The organism is Brevundimonas sp. GCM10030266, from assembly GCF_042666595.1.
In the GTDB taxonomy this organism is placed as follows: domain Bacteria; phylum Pseudomonadota; class Alphaproteobacteria; order Caulobacterales; family Caulobacteraceae; genus Brevundimonas.
Map to the genome: position 1 here is coordinate 1045893 of NZ_JBHTCY010000001.1, position 20575 is coordinate 1066467.

Sequence of the window (20575 nt, forward strand, 5' to 3'; positions counted from 1 at the left end):
GTTGTCAGAACGCCTTCCAGACCAGCACCCGGCGCCATTTCGCGTCCGCCTCGGCCAGAGCCCGTGACAACTCCGGATCAGCCGGACCGGAGGCCTGCCCCGCCTCACCGGTCGTCGCCCAAGCGGGGCTGAACGCGGCCACCAGAGCTTCCAGCCGATGGGCGTTGGGTCCGCGATCCGTCGGGACGTGAAGACGCTCGAACAGCTCGCCGACCGGCATTCCGACCGTCATCCAGTCCTTCGCGGCGCAGATGCGGATGACGTCCCCGTCGCGCACCACCTCGAACGGCGAGAAGCCGTACCGTACGATCTCCTGAACGAGCATCCCGACCAGTTCGGCCGTGTTGGCGACGCTGCCCGGGAACAGTAGGTGGGCCAGCTTGCGAACCCTCGACAGGTCATTGGTGACGATCTCAAGGTCTTCCGGGCCGTACATCGCGTCACCGTGGCTATCGTTCTCGTGGCCGGGTTTGTAAGACAGCCGCGAACACCGGAGAGTGAACCATGTCCGACACCTACGCCAACCTCCTGATCGAGCGTCATGACGACGGCTATGCGGTGGTCACCCTGAACCGGCCCGAGGCGCTGAACGCCCTCAACTCGGCCCTGTTCAAGGACCTCGCCGACTTCCTCGATGCGGTCGAGCATGACGACAGCGTCCGCTGCCTGATCCTGACCGGTTCGGGCGACAAGGCCTTCGCCGCCGGCGCCGACATCAAGGAGATGTCGGACCAGTCCTACGCCCAGATGTACAAGGGCAATTTCTTCGCCCTGGGCCACGACCGCGTCACCCGCTTCCGCAAGCCGATCATCGCCGCGGTCAACGGCTTCGCGCTCGGCGGCGGCTGCGAGCTGGCCATGCTGTGCGACTTCATCATCGCCAGCGACAAGGCGAAATTCGGCCAGCCCGAGATCAACCTCGGCGTCGCCCCGGGCATCGGCGGCTCCCAGCGCCTGACCCGTCTGGTCGGCAAGTCCAAGGCCATGGACATGGTCCTGACCGCCCGCATGATGGACGCCGCCGAGGCCGAGCGCGCCGGCCTGGCGTCGCGCGTCTTCCCCCACGACGACCTGCTGGCCGAGACCCGCAAGATCGCCGCGAAGATCGCCTCGCAGAGCCCGCTGGCCGTCATGGCCAACAAGGAAATGGTCAACGCCGCGCTGGAGACGACCCTGACCCAGGGCGTCCAGTTCGAGCGCCGCCTGTTCCACAGCCTCTTCGCCTTCGACGACCAGAAGGAAGGCATGGCGGCGTTTGTCGAGAAGCGGAAACCCAACTTCACGGGGCAGTAGCCGCGCGGGCTTCTGGACCGCTCCAGGCAGAGGAGGCCATCGATGCTCCGTCATCTTGCCGCCATCGTCGCCGCCGTTCTCGGCGCCGGTTGTGCGCCCGCTGAGCCTGGCGGCGTCACGCCGCGCCCGGAGGTCCTGACCGGCGCCTTCACGGAGGGCTTCGTCGGGCAGGCGGAGGGTGAGCGTTACCCGGTCCGCACCCTTCGGATCGGGGAGGTCGCGATCCCCAGCGGTCAGGTGATCGTCGCCGATCCCTTCCTGATGTCGACGCGGGACGCGCCCCTGACCGTCGCCGTCCCGCCCGGTCGCTATCCGGTCGATGTGGCGGTGGCGGATACTGGCGCGGGCGGCCAACGGGTCGCCCTCGCACGCTTGGTGATCTCCAGTGAACCGGTGACGCGCTGGTCTATGGGCGTCACCGCCGGGCAGGATGTGTCGACGCTGAAGGGTGACGAGACCTTCGGCTATGGCGTCGATGCAGGCACGGGCGCCTTCGTTGACGCCGGCCTGCCCGCTTGGCTGGAACGGCGCTATCCACCGGATCAGGTCGATTTCTACGAGGTGGTGTCGCAGGGCTGGCAGGATCGGGGTGAAGCGCTGGGACCCGAGTTGGGCATCCCCTACGGCTTCATCCTGATCGAGGAGTATGAGGGGCGCGGCGCCGCCATGTTCTCGTCCGGCTGGGGGGACGGCTTCTACACAACCTGGATCGGTTATGACGCCGCGGGGAGGCCTGCCGCCCTGGTCACGGATTTCGCGGTGATTGAGGCGGTGGCTCTGCCGCCCCCTGCGAAGTAGCGGAATCCCTCTTCGGCCCTTTTTCCACCTTTTTTCGGAACCCTCCGGCCAAAGCGACGCTTGGGGGCCATGTTCAAAGCCAAGATGAACCCCCGCGTCTTCTGGGGGGCGAGCCTGATTATCGGGCTGCTCCTCATTCTTGCCCTGCTCGCGCCGGGCGCGTCCGACAGGGTGTTCCAGGCCGCCCAGTCCTGGGTGATCGACACCTTCGGCTGGTTCTATATCGCCGCCGTCGCGGGCTTCCTGGGGCTGGTCCTGATCCTCGCCATCGGACCGACCGGATCGCTCAAGCTGGGGCCGGACGACGCCGAGCCGGACTTTCCCTACATCTCCTGGCTGGCCATGCTGTTCGCGGCGGGCATGGGCATCGGCCTGATGTATTTCGGGGTCGCCGAGCCGATCCAGCATTTCATCAGCCCGCCCGCTGAACAGGGCGGCACCTTCGCCGCCGCCCGCGAGGCCATGGGCATCACCTTCTTCCACTACGGCGTCCACGCCTGGGCCATCTATGGCCTGGTCGGGCTCAGCCTGGCCTTCTTCGCCCACCGCAAGGGCCTGCCCCTGACCCTGCGCTCGGGCCTGTCGCCCCTGCTGGGCAAGCGGGTGAACGGGCCAATCGGCGACGCCGTCGACATCTTCACCATCTGGGGCACCGCCTTCGGCATCGCCACCTCGCTCGGCTTCGGCGTGTCCCAGATGAACAGCGGCCTGTCCTATCTGCTGGGCATTCCCAACAACGCCTGGGTCCAGGTCGGGCTGATCGCCGTGGTCATGGCCGCCGCCACCGTCTCGGTGCTCAGCGGGGTGGGCAAGGGGGTGCGCCGCCTCTCCGAACTGAACCTGACGCTCGCCGTCCTGCTGATGATCTTCGTGCTGGCGGTCGGGCCGACCGGCTTCCTGTTCAAGGCCCTGGTCCAGAATTTCGGCTTCTACCTCGACCACTTCTTCGAGCGCAGCTTCCTGATGTACGCCTATGAGCCGCGGGCGTGGATGGCGGACTGGACCCTCTTCTACTGGGCCTGGTGGATCGCCTGGTCGCCCTTCGTCGGCATGTTCATCGCCCGCATCTCGCGCGGCCGGACGGTGCGCGAGTTCATCCTCAATGTGCTGCTGGTCCCGGCCGGCTTCACCTTCCTCTGGATGACGGTCTTCGGGAACACGGCCATCAGCCTCGACATGGGCGCCGCCGCAGGCGCGATCTCGCAGGCGGTCACCGCCGACCTGTCGACCGCCCTGTTCCACTTCCTTGAGCACCTGCCGGGCGCCGCCATCACCTCGACCCTGGCCATCATGCTGGTCGCCGTCTTCTTCGTGACCTCGGCGGACTCCGGGGCGCTGGTCATCGACACCATTGCGTCGGGCGGTGCGGATGAGACGCCGAAATGGCAGAGGCTCTACTGGTGCCTGATGCTGGGGCTGGTCGCGGCCCTGCTTCTGCTCGCCGGCGGTCTGGGCGCCCTGCAGGCGGCCACCCTGGTCGCGGCCCTGCCGTTCACCGTCATCATGATCCTGATCTCGGTCGGTCTGGTGCGGCAGATGAACGCCGACCTGTCGGGGCGGACGCTGGAGACCGAGGCGCCGCCCCTGTCCGAACAGCTGAAGCGGATCTTTTCCCCCGCCTCCCGCAAGGAGATTGATCGCCAGCTGGCCCGCGCGGGCGTGCCGGCTCTGGAGAGCGTGCGGGACGGCCTTCAGGCCGAGGGGCTGGCCGCCGAGGTCGCCGTCGATGAGGACGGCGCCTCCCTGACCGTTGACGTCACCGAGGGGCAGGCCTTCCATTACCGCCTGTCCGCCATTCGCCGTCCGCGTCCGGCCCTCAGCGCTCTGGACGCGCCCGAGGGGCGTCGCGCTATGGAGTGGCGCCTGTCGGCGCGCTCGGACGACGCCGGCCGCGCCCGGGACGTCACCGGCTTCACCCGCGACCAGCTGGTCGAGGATGTTCTGGATCATCTGCAACGCTGGCGGCGGGGATGAGGGGACACGCAAAACGAGTCGGAGTCTGCTTGCTCCTCCGATCCCTTTCCGCTATAGCCGCGCGCTCTTGAGATTTCCGCACGCCGTGGACGTGAGCTCCGCGGCGTTTTCCGTTCGATAGGTTTTTGACTGATGGCCAATAACGCCGGCGCCAAGAAGGCGATCCGCAAGATCGCTGCCCGCACCGAAGTGAACAAGGCGCGCCGCACGCGCGTCCGCACCTTCCTGCGCAAGTTCCAGGAAGCTGTCACCGGCGGCGACGCTGGCGCTGCGAAGACCGCGTTCGTTGAGGCTCAATCGGAGCTGATGCGCGCCGTGTCGAAGGGCGTCGTTCACAAGAACACCGGCTCGCGCAAGGTGTCGCGCCTGGCCGCGCAGCTGAAGAAGATGTCGGCCGCCTGATCTTTCGGGCTCCGGACGGCCTTTTATAGGCCTGTCATAGTAAATATCAGTGTTTTCAACGGCGAGGGCGCGCAAGCTCCCTCGCCGTTTGCGCGTGTGCTGTTAACTGCCCTGACGCGAATTGGCGCTCGCCTCAGTGGCGAAATCAGGATTTCCCAAGGCGGAGACGGCACTTGCGGGAGTCAACAATTTTAACTGCAAAATGAGTCTCGAATCAGCGTTGACCCGCCCTTCGCCGGGCGTAAGTTCAAGGGGCTGACGCACTTCCATCCCCACACGGATGAAGACGGCGCGGAACCCTGTTCTGCACCGGCGTGAGCCGTCTGATCGAGAGAACGACCCCATTCCGGGCGGCGGCATCGCTGCACCGGGCAGGAGAAGTCGTCCCTGCATCAGCCGGTTCAGAAGGGCGTCGCGTGATGGATTTTTGCGGCGGGTGGCTGACCGATGATGGGGAGCGCGAGAATGGCGGGGATGACGGATCCGGATCATATCTGGACCGAGGCGGCCGGACGGCTGCGCGGTGAGATCGGCGAGGGGGCGTTCAGCTCCTATATCGCGCCGTCGGCCGTGCGGGTGGACGGCTCGGGCCAGCTGATCCTCGTCACCCCGACCGCCTATGCCCGCGACTGGGTGCGCAAGAACGCGCTGCGCCGCATGAACGAGCTGTGGCTGGGCCTCGACCCGCAGGCCCGTCGCCTGGACGTCCGCTGCCGCGCCGAGATGGGCTCGGTCGCTCCGGCCTCGCAGGTCGCCGCCGGTCGCGCCCCGACCGCCGCCGGCAATGTGGTGCAGATGCCGATGGCCACCGTCGCCCCGGTCGCCGACGGCGCCCGCGCCGTCCGCGCCGCCGGCCTGCAGGACCGCCTGACCTTCGACAGCTTCGTGGAAGGGCAGGGCAACGCCTTCGCCCTGGCCATCGCCCGCCAGGCCGCCGCCTGGGCCGACGGCCACTTCAACCCGATCTTCTTCTGCGGCCCCTACGGCTACGGCAAGACCCACCTGCTGAACGCCATCGCCTGGGAAGCCCAGCGCCTGCGTCCGGACGCCAAGGTGGTCTATCTGACCGCCGAACGCTTCCTGTCGACCTTCGTGCGCGCCATGCAGGACCGCTCGACCGCCGCCTTCAAGGACAGCCTGCGCTCGGCCGACATGCTGCTGATCGACGACGTCCAGTTTGTCGGCGGCAAGGCCTCGACCCAGGAAGAGCTGCTCTCGACGCTCACCGCCCTGATCGAGGACGGCAAGAAGATCATCCTCTCGGCCGACAAGCCGCCGATGGCTCTGACCGAGGTCGAGCCGCGCCTGCGCAGCCACCTGGCCTCGGGCCTGACCTGCCCGGTCGAGCCGGCCGACCGCTCGCTCAAGCTGGCCGTGGCCCGCAACCGCATCGAGGCCCTGTCCAAACTGGGCGTCGTCTCGGGCGAGGTCCGTCCCGACGTGCTGGAGCACCTGGTGGACCGCACCCCCGGCTCGATGCGTGAGCTGGAAGGCGCTGTGAACACCCTGGCGGCCGTCGCCGCCACCCGCCTGTCGGCCCTGACCGTCGACGAGGCGCAAGGCCTGCTCGGCTCGGCCCTGCGCGGCGGTCCGGAGCGTCGCATCACCGTCGACGAGATCCAGAAGACCGTCGCTGAACATTTCACCCTCAAGCAGGCCGACCTGCTGTCGGAGCGCCGCACCCGTTCGGTCGCCCGCCCACGCCAGATCGCCATGTATCTGTGCAAGCAGCACACGACCCGCTCCTATCCGGACATCGGCCGCCGCTTCGGCGGGCGCGACCACACCACGGTCCTGCACGGCGTGCGCAAGATCGAGGAGCTGATCGCCCAGGACGAACAGATCGCCCGCGACGTCGAGGCCCTGACGCGGAAGCTGCGCGGCTGACTGTGGACAGCGGGGAGGGTTTCAGCCTCCCCCGTTGCTCCAGCGGCCCAATCCGCTAGTGTCCCTGTCCCATAGTTTACCGGCGGCTCTCGGTGAGTCGCCGCGGGGCGAGACGACATGCAACTGACCATCGAACGATCCGCGCTTCTGAAGGCCCTCGGGCACGTCCAGAGCGTCGTCGAGCGGCGGAACACCATTCCGATCCTGTCCAACGTTCTGCTGTCGGCGGGCCGCGACAAGCTCAGCTTCGCCGCCACCGACCTCGACATGGAGATGGTCGACGAGGCCGAGGCCGTGGTGAACGTCGAGGGCCAGATCACCGCCCCTGCCCACACCCTGTACGAAATCGTTCGCAAGCTGCCGGACGGCGCCGAGGTGTCCCTGTCCTATTCGGGCGACGACCCCCGCCTGCTGGTCCAGGCCGGCCGCTCGAAATTCAACCTGCCGGTTCTGCCGGCCGGCGACTTCCCGGTCATGTCGACCGAGACCTCGGGCTCGCGCTACACCCTGGCCAAGGAAGACCTGGCCCGGCTGATCGACAAGACCCGCTTCGCCGTCTCGACCGAAGAGACCCGCTACTATCTGAACGGCCTGTACCTGCACACGGTGGCCGAGGGCGGCATTCCGCTGCTGCGCGCCGTGGCCACCGACGGCCACCGCCTGGCCCTGGCCGAGACCCCGGCCCCCGAGGGCGCCGCCGGCGGCCCGGGCGTCATCGTCCCGCGCAAGACCGTCGATCAGGTCCGTCGCCTGCTGGATGACGGCGCCGGCATGGTCGAGGTCATGGTCAGCCCGCAGAAGATCCGCTTCGAGTTCGGCGAGGCCTCCCTGACCTCCAAGGTCATCGACGGCGCCTTCCCCGACTACATGCGCGTCATTCCCAAGGGCAATGACAAGCAGGCCGACATCGACAACGCCCTGTTCTCCAAGGCCGTCGACCGCGTCGCCACCATCTCGGCCGAGAAGAGCCGTTCGGTGAAGCTGGCCTTCGAACTGGACCGCGTCACCCTGACCGTCCGCAACATGGAAGCCGGCCAGGGCGTCGAGGAAGTCGAGATCGGCTATTCGGAAGAGCCCTTCGAGATCGGCTTCAACGCCCGCTATCTGCTGGACGTCGCCGGCCAGATCACCGGCGAGACCGCCCACTTCAAATTCGCCGACCCGGCCAGCCCGACCCTCGTCCTCGATCCGGGCGACCCGGGCGTCCAGTACGTGCTGATGCCGCTGCGGGTGTAGGGGTTGCACACTGCGGCCATGGCGGCGCTCACCTTCGGCGTTCTTGGAGGCTCGGCAGCCGCTCAAGATCCGGCGCCTGTTTCCGCTACAGCGGTCAGAGGCGAATGCATTTCACTGGCCATTGCAGGTCAGGACATCACCGCCGACTGCGGTGATGGAGTCCTTCTGGGCCACGACGCGACAGGCGGCCGGAGTGTCGGTTTCACCGTCACGAAGGGGTTTGGAGCGATCCGCTTCTCCGGACATGAGGAGACTGGCGACGGGGGTCAGCTCCTGCGGCTCGACCGCCTCACTCTGGTTAGCCCGGGTGGCGACAACGACACCGTGCTTGACGGTACGGGAGAGTGTCGCTGGAGCTATTCGATCAATCCGGCCAGGGTCACCTGCCAGTTCACGAGCGAGGACGGTACGCCCGCAACAGGTGCATTTGGAGCCTACGGGGTTCTGCCCCCGGACCACTACTAGGGAGGCTCTTCAGGATTTGCGGGGCGGGAGCAGCCGCAGTCTTGAACCGCCTGATCGGAGGCCAGATGACATCCCGTGAAACCCTGACCCTCACCACTCCGCGCCGGAACATCCTTCTGGCCATGGTCGGTTGCGGCGTGGGGCTCGCCCTCGGCCTCTGGTTCGTCGATCAGCCTGAAAACGCCGACCTCAAGGTCTGGAGCACCCTCGGCATCGCCGTGCTCGGGCTCGGTCTGATCCTGCTGGCGCTTCAGCTGCGCTTCCCGCCGCGCCTGATCCTGACGCCGGAGGGTTTCCGCCTCACAGGCCTGATCGGCGTCTCCATCCCGTGGAGCGAGGTCGAGCGCTTCTTCGTCTACGGCGAGGACCGCGACCTTGACGGCCACGGCGGCGTCGCGCCCCACGCCGCCTGGCGACTGAAGGACGACGCCCCCTCCGCTGTCGGCATGGTGGCGGCCCTCAACCGCAAGGGCGGCGTCCCCCTCGACGGCAACCTGCCCCGCAACCTCGGCATGGCCCCCGAACCTCTCGCGGCCCTGATGGAGGCGTGGCGGTTGCGTTACAGTAAAGCTGGCGCGGCCGCGAGCGCGATGGTGTAACGGTGTTCCCGCTCATCCCGGCGAGGGTCGGCAAGCCTGTATCTTAAAGGACGAAGTCCGGATGACTGCTCCTGACACCTTCATCCTGCGCCAGGACCCCGCGAAGCTTTTCCGGCTTTTTGTGGTTTCGCTCGTCTTTGCGCTGATCGGGGCGTGGATGTTCCTCCATCCTGAAGGCTCCAGACGCCATTCCGCTGAGTTCAATGGCATGATCGGCCTTTTGACAATGGTGGGCTTTGGTCTTGGCGCCGCGTTCAGCTTCTGGGCGATGCTGAATCCCGTTCAGCTAGTCCTTTCCTCCGAAGGTTTCGAGGTGAAGGGCTGGTGGTCCCGCGCCTTGATTCCATGGTCCGAGGTTGAAGAGTTTTCCGTGGTTAAGGTCTGGAGCAGCACCATGGTGTCCTGCATGCTGACGACCGCAGGCGAAGAGCGGGCTCGAAGGGGCGGGTCTTGGCCAAGCCTCGTCAGCGAAACCAACATTGTTCCGCCTTACCTTGAGCAGCGTCCCGACTACGTTTCCCGGATTCTCGAAGACTGGCGCAGGGCGCATAGCTGATCGGACAATGCGCCGCTGTCCGGCTCGCGCATTGACTCGCCACTCGCTACTCGCCACTCGCCACTGGTGATCACCGCCCTCACCCTCACCGACTTCCGCTCCTATGCGAGCGCGACCCTGCCCATCGCGGCCGGGTCGGTGGTGCTGCACGGGCCGAACGGGGCGGGGAAGACCAATCTGCTGGAGGCGCTCAGCCTCTTCACCCCCGGCAAGGGTCTGCGCGGGGCGACCGCGCCCGAGATGGGCCGTCGCGAGCCCGGCGAGGCGACCGGCCGCGCCTGGGCCGTCGCCGCCGTTCTCACCCATGACGGCGACGAGACCAAGCTTGGCACCGGCGTCCAGACGCCCGGCGCCGCCCGCCGCATCGTCCGCATCGACGGCGAAACGGCCCAGCCCGGCCGTCTGCTCGACCATCTGCGCCCCGTCTGGGCCACGCCCGAACAGGACCGCCTCTTCTCCGACGCCCGCGCCGCCCGGCTGAAATTCTTCGACCGTCTGGTCTTCGCTGACCGGCCTGACCACGCCGCCGCTGTCTCGGCCTATGAAAAGGCCCTGCGCGAGCGGCTGCGTCTGCTCACCGACGGCGCCGAGGGGCGTCCCGCCGATCCGCTCTGGCTGGACGCGCTGGAGGTCCGTCTGGGTGAGGCGGGCGCCGCCGCCGCCACGGCCCGCGCCGCCGCCCTGAAGACGCTTCAGACCGCCATCGACGCCCGCAACGACCGCCCCTTCCCCCAGGCCGACCTCGGCCTGACCGGCGAGGCCGAGACCCTGGCCGCCGAGGGCGCCGACGCCGACGCCATCGCCGCCGTCATCCGCGACGGCATGGTCCGCTCCCGCGCCCGCGACGCCGCCGCCGGCCGGTCCCTCTACGGCCCCCACCGCTCCGACCTGACGGCCCTGCACCGCGAGAAGAACCGCCCCGCCGCCGAGGGCTCCTCGGGCGAGCAGAAGGCGCTGGTCCTCAACCTCATCCTCGCCCAGATCACCCGCCTGTCGGGTCAGGCCGCGGCCCCCATCCTCCTCCTCGACGAAGCCCCCGCCCACCTCGACACGGCCCGCCGCGCCGCCCTCTTCGACGAGATCGAGGCCCTGGGCCTGCAGGCCTTCATGACCGGCACCGAAGCGGACCTGTTCGCCCCGCTGCAAGGCCGTGCGCAATTCGTGCGGGTGGCCGACGGCGGCTTCGGCTAATCCGATCCCCTCTCCCGATGGGAGAGGGCTTGAGCGCACGGCGGCGCAGCCGTCGTTCTTGCGCTCAAGGGTGAGGGTCGGCGGGCGGGCGGCGTGAACCGGCTGGCAGCCAAGGTTCACACAAGGGCCACCAAGGAAGGAAAAGTCACCAAGGACACGAAGGGGCCGGTGCATAGCCGGCTTGTGATGACGCTGTGTCTTCAAGGCCGAAGGATCGCTTCGCGATCAATTTTGATCTGCCAAGGCGAAGAGCGCCGCCGCCCGAAAGACCCTCCGCACCCTTGGTGTCCTTCGTGGCTTCCTTCCTTGGTGGCCTTTGTGTGAACCCGCACTCCCCGCGGCTTCACCGGCCCATCAGACCTGGCCCCCGGGATCCGTCCTCCAGAAATACGCGAGAGTTCATGTTGAACCCGCGCTTTCTCCGGGCCCAACCCTCTGAACTCGCTCGTCCTTTCAGAAATCGATCGACCTGAGCCCGCCTGAGGTAGCCCCACCCCCACACTATGCGCATCCCGTCGATGGGGAGGGCGTCGGATCCACGCTTCTCGACGACGGCGGGCTGTGGCCGAGCGATGAAGCCTGCGCGATGGAGAGTGCAGGGGGCCTTGAGGACGGGGATGGATCCTGTCCGCCTGCTCGCCGCGCGTTCTGAGGCGCGGGCCGATGACGATCCGTTCGTTACGTCCGCCCCGCGTCGGCGTCAGCAATGGCGTCGGCGGATGATCCGGCAAGGCCCTAAGCAAAAGGCCGCCAGCCGGAGGGACGTGTGGAAAACGGCGACGCGGGATGTCGATCTCGTCGAAACGGTAAAACTAAATCACACACCGGGCGAGGCCCGGCGTCCCGCGCCCTTCCCATCACCGCTTCGGTGCGAAGCGGCGAAGAGTCGTGCCTGAAGGTCGGGAGTGGAGGTTCATCACCAAGGACACCAAGGGAGGCACAAAGGACACCAAGAGGCCGGTGCGCGATGGTCGGCCAGCCCACCACCGTCAGCGAAGCCGAAGGATCGCTTCGCGATCAATTTTGATCCGCCAGAACGAAAGGCGGCGCCACCCGAAAGACCCTCCACACCCTTGGTGTCCTTCGTGGCTATTCCTTCCTTGGTGTCCTTGGTGATGAACCAACACTGCCTGCCGCATCACAAGCCCATCAGACCTACCCCAACCGTCGTCCCACGCCCCCTCCCAAGGGAGAGGGATAACCAAAAAGGAACCCCCGCCCATGATCCCCCGTCACCCCTCCCGCCTCCGCCGTCGCAACGCCATGCTCATGGCCGTCCAGCGGCTCCGCCTCGAAGGCATCGCGCGCGGCGAATACGAGCCGCGCAGTCTGCGCGAGGCCTGTTTTCAGGGCATGATCCTGGACGGCGGACGCCTTCCGATGCGGGACTTCATCGTCTCCCCAGCCCTGTTTCTGCTCGAGGATCAGGAGGCGGGCTTCGACCTCGTCGACACCCCCTGAAGCCCCCCACCGGAATCGCCCCTGAAAGCTCGCAATTCCCGTCATAATTCCTATATTCTGAGCCTTCCGGCGCGGGCCAGATTCGCGCCGTTTTCCGGGCCCTTCGCGGGGCCGCTTCACCGACCGATTTGATGACCGATCAGACCCCCGACGACGCTGTCGCCCCGGCCGAATACGGCGCCGACTCCATCAAGGTTCTCAAGGGCCTGGATGCCGTCCGCAAACGCCCCGGCATGTACATCGGCGACACCGACGACGGCTCGGGTCTGCACCACATGGTCTATGAAGTCGTCGACAACGCGATCGACGAGGCCCTGGCCGGTCACGCCGATCTGGTCGAGGTCATCCTGAACGCCGACGGTTCGGTCACCGTGACCGACAACGGCCGCGGCATCCCCACCGCCATCCACGCCGAGGAAGGCGTCTCGGCGGCCGAGGTCATCATGACCCAGCTGCATGCGGGCGGTAAGTTCGACCAGAACTCCTACAAGGTCTCCGGCGGTCTGCACGGCGTCGGCGTCTCGGTCGTGAATGCCCTGTCGGACTGGCTGAAACTGGTCATCTTCCGCGACGGCAAACGCCACGAGATGCGCTTCGAGCGCGGCGACGCCGTCGTCAGCCTGGCCGTCACCGGCGACGCCCCGGTCCGCACCGAGGGCTCCAAGAAGGGCGAACTGCTGACCGGCACCCAGGTCACCTTCTTCCCCTCGCTGACCACCTTCAGCCACATCGACTTCGACCTGAAGACGCTGGAGCATCGCCTGCGCGAGCTGGCCTTCCTGAACTCGGGCGTGGTCATCAAGCTGCGCGACGACCGTCACGCCGAGCCGTTCGAGGAAATCCTCCACTACGAGGGCGGCGTCGAAGCCTTCGTGCGTCACCTCGACAAGTCCAAGTCGCCCCTGCTGAAGGACGTCATCACCGTCCGTGGAAGGAAGGACGGCATCGAGCTGGACCTCGCCCTGTGGTGGAACGACAGCTACCACGAGACCATGCTGTGCTTCACCAACAACATCCCGCAGCGGGATGGGGGCACCCACCTGTCGGCCTTCCGCGCGGCCCTGACCCGCGTCATGGGCGGCTATATCGAAAGCGCCGGCGCCGCCAAGAAGGAGAAGGTCTCCGTCTCGGGCGAGGACGCCCGCGAAGGCCTGACCTGCGTCCTGTCGGTCAAGGTGCCGGATCCGAAATTCAGCTCGCAGACCAAGGACAAGCTGGTCTCGTCCGAAGTCCGGCCGGCGGTCGAAAACCTCTGTCAGGAAGGCCTCGCCACCTGGTTCGAGGAGCATCCGGTCGAGGCGAAGATGATCGTCGCCAAGATCATCGAGGCCGCCGCCGCCCGTGAGGCCGCGCGCAAGGCCCGCGACCTGACGCGCCGCAAGACGGCCATGGAAATCTCGTCCCTGCCCGGCAAGCTGGCCGACTGTCAGGAACGCGATCCGGCCAAGTCCGAACTGTTCATCGTCGAGGGTGACTCCGCAGGCGGCTCGGCCAAACAGGCCCGCAACCGCGAGAACCAGGCCGTCCTGCCCCTGCGCGGCAAGATCCTGAACGTCGAGCGCGCCCGCTTCGACCGCATGCTCTCGTCGGACCTGATCGGCACCCTGATCCTGGCGCTCGGCACCGGCATCGGCCGCGACGACTTCAACGCCGACAAGCTGCGCTACCACAAGATCATTCTCATGGCCGACGCCGACGTCGACGGCGCCCACATCCGCACCCTGCTGCTGACCTTCTTCTATCGTCAGATGCCGGAGCTGATCGAGCGCGGCCACGTCTACATCGCCCAGCCGCCGCTCTACAAAGTCTCCAAGGGCAAGCAGTCGCGCTACCTCAAGGATCAGGCGGACATGGACGCCTATCTCATCGAGGAAGGCTCGTCCGAAGCTGAACTGGACCTGCCGTCCGGCGAGCGCCGCACCGGTCTGGACCTGCAGGCGCTGGTGCGCGAGGCCAAGGCCTTCAAGGCGGGCGTCGACCGCCTGTCGCAACGCGCCCCCGCCTTCGCCATCGAGCAGGCCGCGCTGGCCGGCGTCTTCAACGAGGACGGCGGCGACCTGTCGAAGGCCGCCGAACGCCTCAACCTCTTCGCCGAGGAAGGGGACGGCTCATGGTCCGGCGCACCGGGCGCCCAGGGCGCCATCGCCTTCGAGCGTGTGCGTCGCGCGGTCTCCGAGAAAATCGTGCTGGAAGAGACCCTGATCCGTTCGCAGGACGCCCGTCGTCTGGCCGAGCGCGCCGCCGCCTTCGAAGGCCTGTTCGATGTGCCCGCCGTCTTCCGCCGCAAGGACAAGTCGGTGACCATCCGCGGTCCGCTCGACCTGCTCGAGGCCGTCCTCGACGCGGGCAAGAAGGGCCTGGCCATCCAGCGGTACAAGGGTCTGGGCGAGATGAACCCCGAGCAACTGTGGGAGACGACGCTGGACGTCAACGCCCGCACTCTGCTGCAGGTGAACGTCGAGCATGAGGAGGACGCCTCCGACCTGTTCGCCAAGCTGATGGGCGATGTGGTCGAACCCCGCCGCGAGTTCATCCAGGAAAACGCCCTGGACGCCGCCGTCGACGCGTAACGACAAAGGCCCGGATGGATCGCTCCATCCGGGCCTTCCCTTGTCTGGCGCCGTCCCGTGTCAGGGGCGACCGGCCTCGATGAAGGCGCGGATGGTGGGATAGGTCGCTGAGGTGGAGCGAGACCCGTCGCACGCCTGCTGTTTCAGGTAGTCCGGCAAGGTGCTCGGCCGCAGGGGCTCCCACGCGCCGTCCTCTTCCGGATAGGCTCCATCCTCGGCGCCTTCGGCGTTGTACTCCGTCGATCCGGCGGTCCGCCACTTCCGGCCCGCGCAGTCGAACTGGTAGGTCTCCCGCGTATGGCTCAGATCGCCCGCCGGCGTACCGGTCGGCACCGAGGCCAGGCGGATCGTGGTGATCGCCCCGCTGGTCGAAATACTGTCCGTGTCCGCCAGATAGATCCGCGCCGTGCTGCGGGAAAACGGGTTCCAGGTCTCCGCCGCGGCGGGCGTCGTCACGACCATCAGAGCGGTCGCGGTCAAAAGCAGGAATTTCATCAGAGCACCTCCCCAGGTTCTGCCCCCGAAGATGAAACCCGAACAGAGGATTTGGCAAGCGGTCGGACCGCTCAGGCGGCTTCCGACGTCCGGATCGCCGTCGCCGCCAGCGGCTCGAACAGCCACTTCGCCAGATGCCGCACCACCGGCGCCGCGACGCCGTCGCCGGTCAGCTTGCACGCGGCGCTGTACGACCCCGGCAGGCGATAGGCGTCCGGCAGCCCCATCAGCCGGGCCGTCTCCCGCGCCGTCATCAGCCGCGACCGCACCCGCCCATGCTCGACCACCACCAGCGTCTGGCGGCTCGAGCCTCCGCCCGGCGTCCGCAGACAGCCCGCCCGGTCGAAACGCACCTCGGCCCGCTGCATCTTGCGACCTTCCGCATCCGTTCGCGTCCGTCGGAACAGCGCCCCGACCTGCCGCGTCCCCGACGCCCTCGCCGCCTCGACCTTGGCCCGATTGATCGGCGACATCAGCTCCAGCAGCCGCGCCGTCTGCGCCTGATTGTGCCACTCCAGATGCGGCCCGTCCGCCTCGGTCACCGAGGCCAGGTCGACGGGTTCCGCGTCCGGCTCGGGCAGTCGCCACCACAGCATCCGCCGGCGCAGATCCTCCGGCAGCCGCTCCACCGCCCGTCGCAGATTGGCCGGATGGAAGGCCGCCTCGGGCCCGCTCGCCAGAAGGCCCGGATCGATCTCGACATCGCCGCGAACCCCGACCACGAACAGCCGCGGCCGGGACTGCGGCACGAACCGGTCGGCGTTGATCACCAGCGCCCCGACGGCGTACCCGGCCTCGTCCCACGTCCGGCACAGAATCTCGAAGTCCCGCCCGCCGCGCGAGGTCAGGGCCCCGCAGACATTCTCGATGGCCACGATCCGGGGCGCGCGCCCTTCCCGGGCCAGCCCTCGCGCCAGATCCCAGAAGACGTGGAACATGCCGGACCGGGCGCCGCCCAGTCCCTTGCCGTTCCCCGCCAGCGACAGGTCCTGACACGGGAAGGAGCCCCACATCAGATCGGCCTGCCCGGGCAGGTCGGCGGGCGTCAGGGCGCCGATGTCGCCGACCGCCAGTTCCTCACCGCCCCAGTTGGCGCGATAGAAGGCGGCCTTCTGCGGATCGATGTCATTGGCGAAGGTGCAGGTCCAGCCATCGCCCAGCCCCGCCCGCAGCATGCCGCCGCCGGCGAAGAACTCATACGCCTCGAAGGGGGACGATTCGACCATCGCCGCCGAGCATGGAGCCTTGGAGGCGCCCGGTCCATGGGTCAGCCCACCAGCGCCTGCCGGTCCCGCTCGAGGAAGGCCACGACGTCGCTGATCTGCGTCCTCGGATTGCGCGTGTGCGGATAGGCATGGGCCGTCCGGGGCTTCCGGTCGAACCAGATCTGGTCGACCACCTCTGTCGGCCGGGTCGCCGCCAGCCAGTCGATCGTGTCGGCGCCTTCGTCATCGTTGCGCAGGATGGGAGCCAGGATCTTGCGGAATTTGGGCAGGGAGGTCTTCACCCCCGCCGTGTCGGCCCAGCCCGGATGCACCGCATAGGTCTTCGCCCCAACGTCCGCGAAGGTCTCCCGCCAGTGCTCGGCCAGCGCCAGCTGCGCCCGCTTGTGCGCGGCGTAGGCGGCGAAGCCGTTGAACTTTTCCTCGGGGATATTCAGCATCGATTTGGTCAGCGGCAGGTTGTAGAGCCCGCCCGAGACGACATTGATCACCGCCGCGCCGGGCGCCAGCCGCCCCTCCGAATGGAGCTGCTCCGTCAGGATGTAGTGGCCCAGCAGGTTGGTGGCGTAGGAGGTCTCAAGACCCTCAGCCGTCGGCTCGTATGACCGCATCAGCAGGCCGACATTGTTGACCAGAACGTCGAAGGTCTGGCCGGCGATCTCGGGCCGTCGGGTCAGGTCGGAGACCATCCGCATCGAGGACAGGTCGCAGATCACCGGCACGATCCGCCCCGGCAGATTGGCGGCGGCGCTCTGCAGCGAGTCGAGTGCGGTCGGGTTGCGGCCGACGGCGTAAACCGTCGCGCCCTTGCGCACGCCTCGCAGGGCGGCAGCGCGGCCCAGGCCGCCGGTCGCGCCGGTGATCAACCAGGTCTGTCCGGAATAGTCCGCGCGCACCGGCCTGAACGGCAGGCCGCGGGCGATATAGCCGACGCGCGTAAACGACGGCGCAAAGCGGCCGTAGAAATTCATAGATTTCATAAGAGCTTGCAGGAACGGAGGTTCAGCCATCGGTTAGTCTCCCCGACGCTCCAAGCGTCACTTTCATAAACATACTAAATAACTCGCGGCGCTTGGCAACCGGCTTGCGTTTCTGGACTAACGGCGTATCGGTTCGATATCGAAAGTCACGGAAGCCGCCCTTATGACCAGACCGATCCGCGTGATCCAGTGGGCGACCGGCTCGATGGGCAAGACCTGTCTGCGGGCCGTGATTGACGATCCCCGCTTCGAACTGGTCGGCCTGTTCGTCTACGGCGCGGCCAAGGCGGGGAAGGATGCGGGCGAGATCGCGCGGCGGGACCCGACGGGTGTTCTGGCGACCCGCAGCCTTGACGACATCCTGGCGCTGGAGGCGGACGTGGTCCTGCACTGCCCCATGCTGTCAGACCCCTACGACGGTCACGACGCCGACGTCCGACGGTTGCTGGAGTCGGGCAAGAACGTCATCTCGATCAACAACTACTTCGAGCCCCGGGCGCTCGGCGTGGAGCACGCCGCGACGCTGGAAGGCAGCGCCCTGAAGGGCGGTGCGACCCTGGCCGGAACCGGGGTCAATCCTGGCTGGGTGGCCGAACGGATGGCGGCCAATGCGGTGGCCCTGTGCCTGTCGCACAGCAATGTCGCGACCCGCGAAATCATTGACTGCACGACGGTTCCGAACCCCGATTATGTGTTCGGCGCCCTCGGCTTCGGCGCCGATCCGGCGACGGTTGATCTGGTCGCCGGACCGCTGGCGCGCACCTTCGACAGCATGTTCGCCCAAAGCGTTGAGGGTCTGGCGCGGAGGATCGGTCTGCCGCTGGACGGCTATGAATCCGACCACCAACTGCGGCTGGCTGACCGTGATCTGAGCGTCGCCGCCGGAACCATCCCGCAAGGCACGGTCGCGGCCACCACCTGGCGGGTGCACGGGATTGCGGACGGCGTGCGGCGCATCACCCATGAGGTCAACTGGATCATGGACCCGACAGACGCGGCCTTCGCCGGCAAACCGCACTGGCAGATTGAGGTCGAGGGCCTTCCGGGGCTGACCATCGCCATGGATCTGGTCGATACGGCGCCCGAAGGCGTACGGACCAAACCGGAGCAGTTCGCGGTCGCCGCCATGGTGCTGGACGCCATTCCGAAGGTGGTTGCGGCGCCCCCGGGCCTGCTCCGCCTGTGACCTGACCGGGTTGCCCGCTAACAAAAGTCATGTCACTTTCAATCAGAGACTAAAAATAACAAACCGAGGAAACGACCATGGCTGACCGCGATCCCGAGGTGCAGGCGCTTCTGGACAAGAAGGCGATCGAGGAGGTGCTGCTGCTCTTCCTCCGGGGCTGTGATCGCGGTGATGAGGCGCTGGTCGAGCGCGCCTACTGGCCGGACGGCTGGGAGGATCACGGAGGCACCTTCAACGGCCCGGCCAGCGAGTGGGTCGCCGTCGTCAAGGAACGTCTGCCCAAGGCCGGGCTGATGAACCACCTGGCCATGAACATGGTCATTGAGCTGAAGGGCCCAACCTCGGCCCTGGCCGAATGCTACATCCTCACCGCCTCGCGCCTGAAGGTGAAGGGCGAGTGGTTCGACACCCGCACCCTGGCCCGCTGCGTCGACCAGATGGAAAAGCGCGGCGACGAGTGGCGCATCCTTCGCCGCACCATGTGCTGGGAGTGGAACGAGGAACACGAGATTTCGGAGACCTGGGCGCGGGGGGCGATCACCAACGATCCGACCCAACTGCGTCGCGGGGCCAAGAAGCCCGACGACATCCTCTACACCGCCGCCGCCTGAGGCCCGGTCATGGAGATTCAGGGCTGCGTCGCCATCGTCACCGGCGCCAATCGCGGGATCGGCGAGGCTTTTGTTCGCGTGCTGATGCAGGAGGGGGCGGCCAAGGTCTACGCCGGCGCCCGCGATCCGGTGTCCGCGAAGCATCTTGAGGATGAGTTCCCCGGCAAGGTCCAGGCGATTGCGCTGGACGTGACCGACCACGGCCAGATCGCCGCCGCGGCGGCCGCCTGCCCGGACGTGTCGGTCGTGATCAACAACGCCGGCGCCTTCAACAACCAGCTGCTGATCGGGGCGGACGACATGTCGGCCGCGCGTCAGGAGATGGAGGTCAACTACTTCGGCCCCCTCGCCATGGCCCGGGCCTTCGCTCCTGTGCTGAGGGCGAACGGGGGCGGCGCGATCCTGAATGTCCTGTCGGTCGGCGGCATTCTCGCGGCGCCGAACATGGGCGGTTACAGCCCGTCGAAATTCGCCATGCGCGCCGCCGGAACCTGCATTCGCGCCGAGCTGGCGGGGCAGGGGACCAGCGTCACCTCGCTGATCGTCGGTTCGGTCGACACCCGCATGGCCTCGCATGTGAAGGGGGCCAAGGAGGCGCCCGAGGACATCGCCCGCGCCGCCATGCGCGGCATCACGCGTGGCACCGATGAGATCGACACCGACCGCTTCGCCATCGAGATGCGCGCCGCCATGGCCCGCGATCCGAAGGGGCTGGAGCGGCAGATGGCCAAGGCCGTCCACGTGAAGGAACCGACGACCGGCCGTTAGCCGGCGCACACAAGGGGGAGGGAGCCCAATGCCGCCAGTTCAGGAGATCATCACGATCCTCGGGATCAACCTCGGGATCTGTATCGCGTCCTTCGTCATCCTCTGGGCCATCGGATGCGCCCTGAAGGACGTCACCTTCGTCGACGCATGGTGGGCGCTGGGGCTGGCCTTCATGGCCGTGACCACCTTCCTGCAGGCGGACGGCTCGCCCGCCCGGATGCAGCTCCTCCTGGTGCTGGCCGGGCTGTGGGGGCTGCGGCTGGGCCTCTACATCCTGTGGCGCTGGCGTTCGCATGGGCCCGACAGGCGCTATGTGAAGATGCTGAGCCGCGCGCAGGAGACCAAGGGCTGGAGCTTCCCGGTCGCCTCCTGGCGTCTGGTCTTCATGTTCCAGGCGCCGATCCTGTGGGCGGTCAGCCTGCCGGTCCAGCTGGGCCAGATGTCACCCACGCCCGCCGTCATCGGCACGCTGGGCTGGATCGGCGCCGGTCTGGTGATCTTCGGCATCCTGTTTGAGAGCACCGCCGACTTCCAGCTGGTCCGCTTCAAGGCGAACAAGGCCAATGAAGGCAAGGTGCTGTCCAGCGGCCTCTGGAAATACACCCGGCACCCGAACTATTTCGGCGACCTGTGCGTCTGGTTCGGCCTCTGGCTGGTCGCGGCGGAGAGCGGCCTGCTGGGCATCGTCTCCATCGCCGGACCGCTGCTTCTGCTGCTGATGTTCGTCAAATACAGCGGCGGACCGTCCTACGAGAAGCGCCTGACCTATCAGCGCCCCGGCTATGCGGACTACATCGCCCGCACCAGTTCACTGATCCCCTGGCCGCCGAAGAAAGCCGGATCGGAGGCCGCGTGAAGAGGCCCGCTACCCCCCGCGTCA

General features: G+C 67.3%; 20 protein-coding genes. 16 read left to right on the plus strand and 4 right to left on the minus strand.

Going from position 1 to position 20575, the window contains the following annotated elements; translation table 11 throughout:
• Positions 1 to 4: 4 nt before the first annotated feature.
• On the minus strand, positions 5 to 436 hold the full coding sequence (locus tag ACFQQC_RS05490) for a hypothetical protein (protein ID WP_376860451.1): 432 nt from the start codon (positions 434 to 436) through the stop codon (positions 5 to 7).
• A 68-nt stretch (positions 437 to 504) separates the two neighbouring features.
• On the opposite strand from ACFQQC_RS05490, the gene ACFQQC_RS05495 reads away from it, so the two are divergent.
• The 12 genes from ACFQQC_RS05495 (at position 505) to gyrB (ending at position 14432) form a co-directional block, all read left to right on the plus strand.
• Positions 505 to 1293 (plus strand): enoyl-CoA hydratase-related protein, encoded by a 789-nt coding sequence (locus ACFQQC_RS05495; protein WP_376860453.1) that lies wholly within the window; start codon positions 505 to 507, stop codon positions 1291 to 1293.
• A gap of 42 nt (positions 1294 to 1335) precedes the next feature.
• Complete coding sequence (locus ACFQQC_RS05500) at positions 1336 to 2091, plus strand: DUF4241 domain-containing protein (protein WP_376860455.1); 756 nt, start codon at positions 1336 to 1338, stop codon at positions 2089 to 2091.
• 69 nt (positions 2092 to 2160) lie between these two features.
• Positions 2161 to 4065: a BCCT family transporter gene (locus ACFQQC_RS05505; RefSeq protein ID WP_376860457.1), complete on the plus strand. Its 1905-nt coding sequence runs from the start codon at positions 2161 to 2163 to the stop codon at positions 4063 to 4065.
• A 132-nt stretch (positions 4066 to 4197) separates the two neighbouring features.
• Positions 4198 to 4467: a 30S ribosomal protein S20 gene (rpsT, locus tag ACFQQC_RS05510; protein ID WP_376860459.1), complete on the plus strand. Its 270-nt coding sequence runs from the start codon at positions 4198 to 4200 to the stop codon at positions 4465 to 4467.
• Positions 4468 to 4914: 447 nt separating this feature from the next.
• Complete coding sequence (dnaA, locus tag ACFQQC_RS05515; RefSeq protein ID WP_376860461.1) at positions 4915 to 6354, plus strand: chromosomal replication initiator protein DnaA; 1440 nt, start codon at positions 4915 to 4917, stop codon at positions 6352 to 6354.
• 117 nt (positions 6355 to 6471) lie between these two features.
• Positions 6472 to 7590: a DNA polymerase III subunit beta gene (gene dnaN, locus ACFQQC_RS05520; RefSeq protein ID WP_376860462.1), complete on the plus strand. Its 1119-nt coding sequence runs from the start codon at positions 6472 to 6474 to the stop codon at positions 7588 to 7590.
• Between the two features lie 18 nt (positions 7591 to 7608).
• Positions 7609 to 8055: a hypothetical protein gene (locus ACFQQC_RS05525; protein ID WP_376860464.1), complete on the plus strand. Its 447-nt coding sequence runs from the start codon at positions 7609 to 7611 to the stop codon at positions 8053 to 8055.
• Between the two features lie 65 nt (positions 8056 to 8120).
• Positions 8121 to 8654, plus strand: a complete 534-nt coding sequence (locus ACFQQC_RS05530) for a hypothetical protein (RefSeq protein ID WP_376860466.1) — start codon at positions 8121 to 8123, stop codon at positions 8652 to 8654.
• A gap of 61 nt (positions 8655 to 8715) precedes the next feature.
• Positions 8716 to 9210 (plus strand): STM3941 family protein, encoded by a 495-nt coding sequence (locus tag ACFQQC_RS05535; protein WP_376860467.1) that lies wholly within the window; start codon positions 8716 to 8718, stop codon positions 9208 to 9210.
• Positions 9211 to 9276: 66 nt separating this feature from the next.
• Positions 9277 to 10401 (plus strand): DNA replication/repair protein RecF, encoded by a 1125-nt coding sequence (recF, locus tag ACFQQC_RS05540; protein WP_376860469.1) that lies wholly within the window; start codon positions 9277 to 9279, stop codon positions 10399 to 10401.
• 1221 nt (positions 10402 to 11622) lie between these two features.
• Entirely contained in the window at positions 11623 to 11862 is a 240-nt protein-coding gene (locus ACFQQC_RS05545) for a hypothetical protein (protein ID WP_376860470.1), read from the plus strand.
• 131 nt (positions 11863 to 11993) lie between these two features.
• Entirely contained in the window at positions 11994 to 14432 is a 2439-nt protein-coding gene (gene gyrB, locus ACFQQC_RS05550) for a DNA topoisomerase (ATP-hydrolyzing) subunit B (protein WP_376860472.1), read from the plus strand.
• 60 nt (positions 14433 to 14492) lie between these two features.
• Here the strand turns inward: gyrB and ACFQQC_RS05555 are convergent, their stop codons facing one another.
• The 3 genes from ACFQQC_RS05555 to ACFQQC_RS05565 all read right to left on the minus strand — a co-directional run bounded on the left by ACFQQC_RS05555 (position 14493) and on the right by ACFQQC_RS05565 (position 17160).
• A complete protein-coding gene (locus ACFQQC_RS05555) occupies positions 14493 to 14927 on the minus strand; it encodes a surface-adhesin E family protein (RefSeq protein ID WP_376860474.1) in 435 nt (144 codons plus the stop codon).
• A gap of 71 nt (positions 14928 to 14998) precedes the next feature.
• Positions 14999 to 16153, minus strand: coding sequence for a DNA cytosine methyltransferase (locus tag ACFQQC_RS05560; RefSeq protein WP_376860476.1), 1155 nt, complete (start codon positions 16151 to 16153; stop codon positions 14999 to 15001).
• A gap of 41 nt (positions 16154 to 16194) precedes the next feature.
• On the minus strand, positions 16195 to 17160 hold the full coding sequence (locus tag ACFQQC_RS05565; RefSeq protein ID WP_376860478.1) for an SDR family NAD(P)-dependent oxidoreductase: 966 nt from the start codon (positions 17158 to 17160) through the stop codon (positions 16195 to 16197).
• Between the two features lie 133 nt (positions 17161 to 17293).
• Between ACFQQC_RS05565 and ACFQQC_RS05570 the strand changes: the two genes are divergently transcribed.
• The 4 genes from ACFQQC_RS05570 (at position 17294) to ACFQQC_RS05585 (ending at position 20551) form a co-directional block, all read left to right on the plus strand.
• Positions 17294 to 18316, plus strand: coding sequence for a hypothetical protein (locus ACFQQC_RS05570; protein ID WP_376860480.1), 1023 nt, complete (start codon positions 17294 to 17296; stop codon positions 18314 to 18316).
• Positions 18317 to 18393: 77 nt separating this feature from the next.
• Complete coding sequence (locus ACFQQC_RS05575; protein ID WP_376860482.1) at positions 18394 to 18927, plus strand: nuclear transport factor 2 family protein; 534 nt, start codon at positions 18394 to 18396, stop codon at positions 18925 to 18927.
• A 9-nt stretch (positions 18928 to 18936) separates the two neighbouring features.
• The gene (locus tag ACFQQC_RS05580; protein WP_376860483.1) at positions 18937 to 19695 is read left to right on the plus strand and encodes an SDR family oxidoreductase; all 759 of its coding nucleotides are present in this window, start codon (positions 18937 to 18939) and stop codon (positions 19693 to 19695) included.
• Between the two features lie 28 nt (positions 19696 to 19723).
• The gene (locus tag ACFQQC_RS05585) at positions 19724 to 20551 is read left to right on the plus strand and encodes a DUF1295 domain-containing protein (protein WP_376860485.1); all 828 of its coding nucleotides are present in this window, start codon (positions 19724 to 19726) and stop codon (positions 20549 to 20551) included.
• Positions 20552 to 20575: the final 24 nt, after the last annotated feature.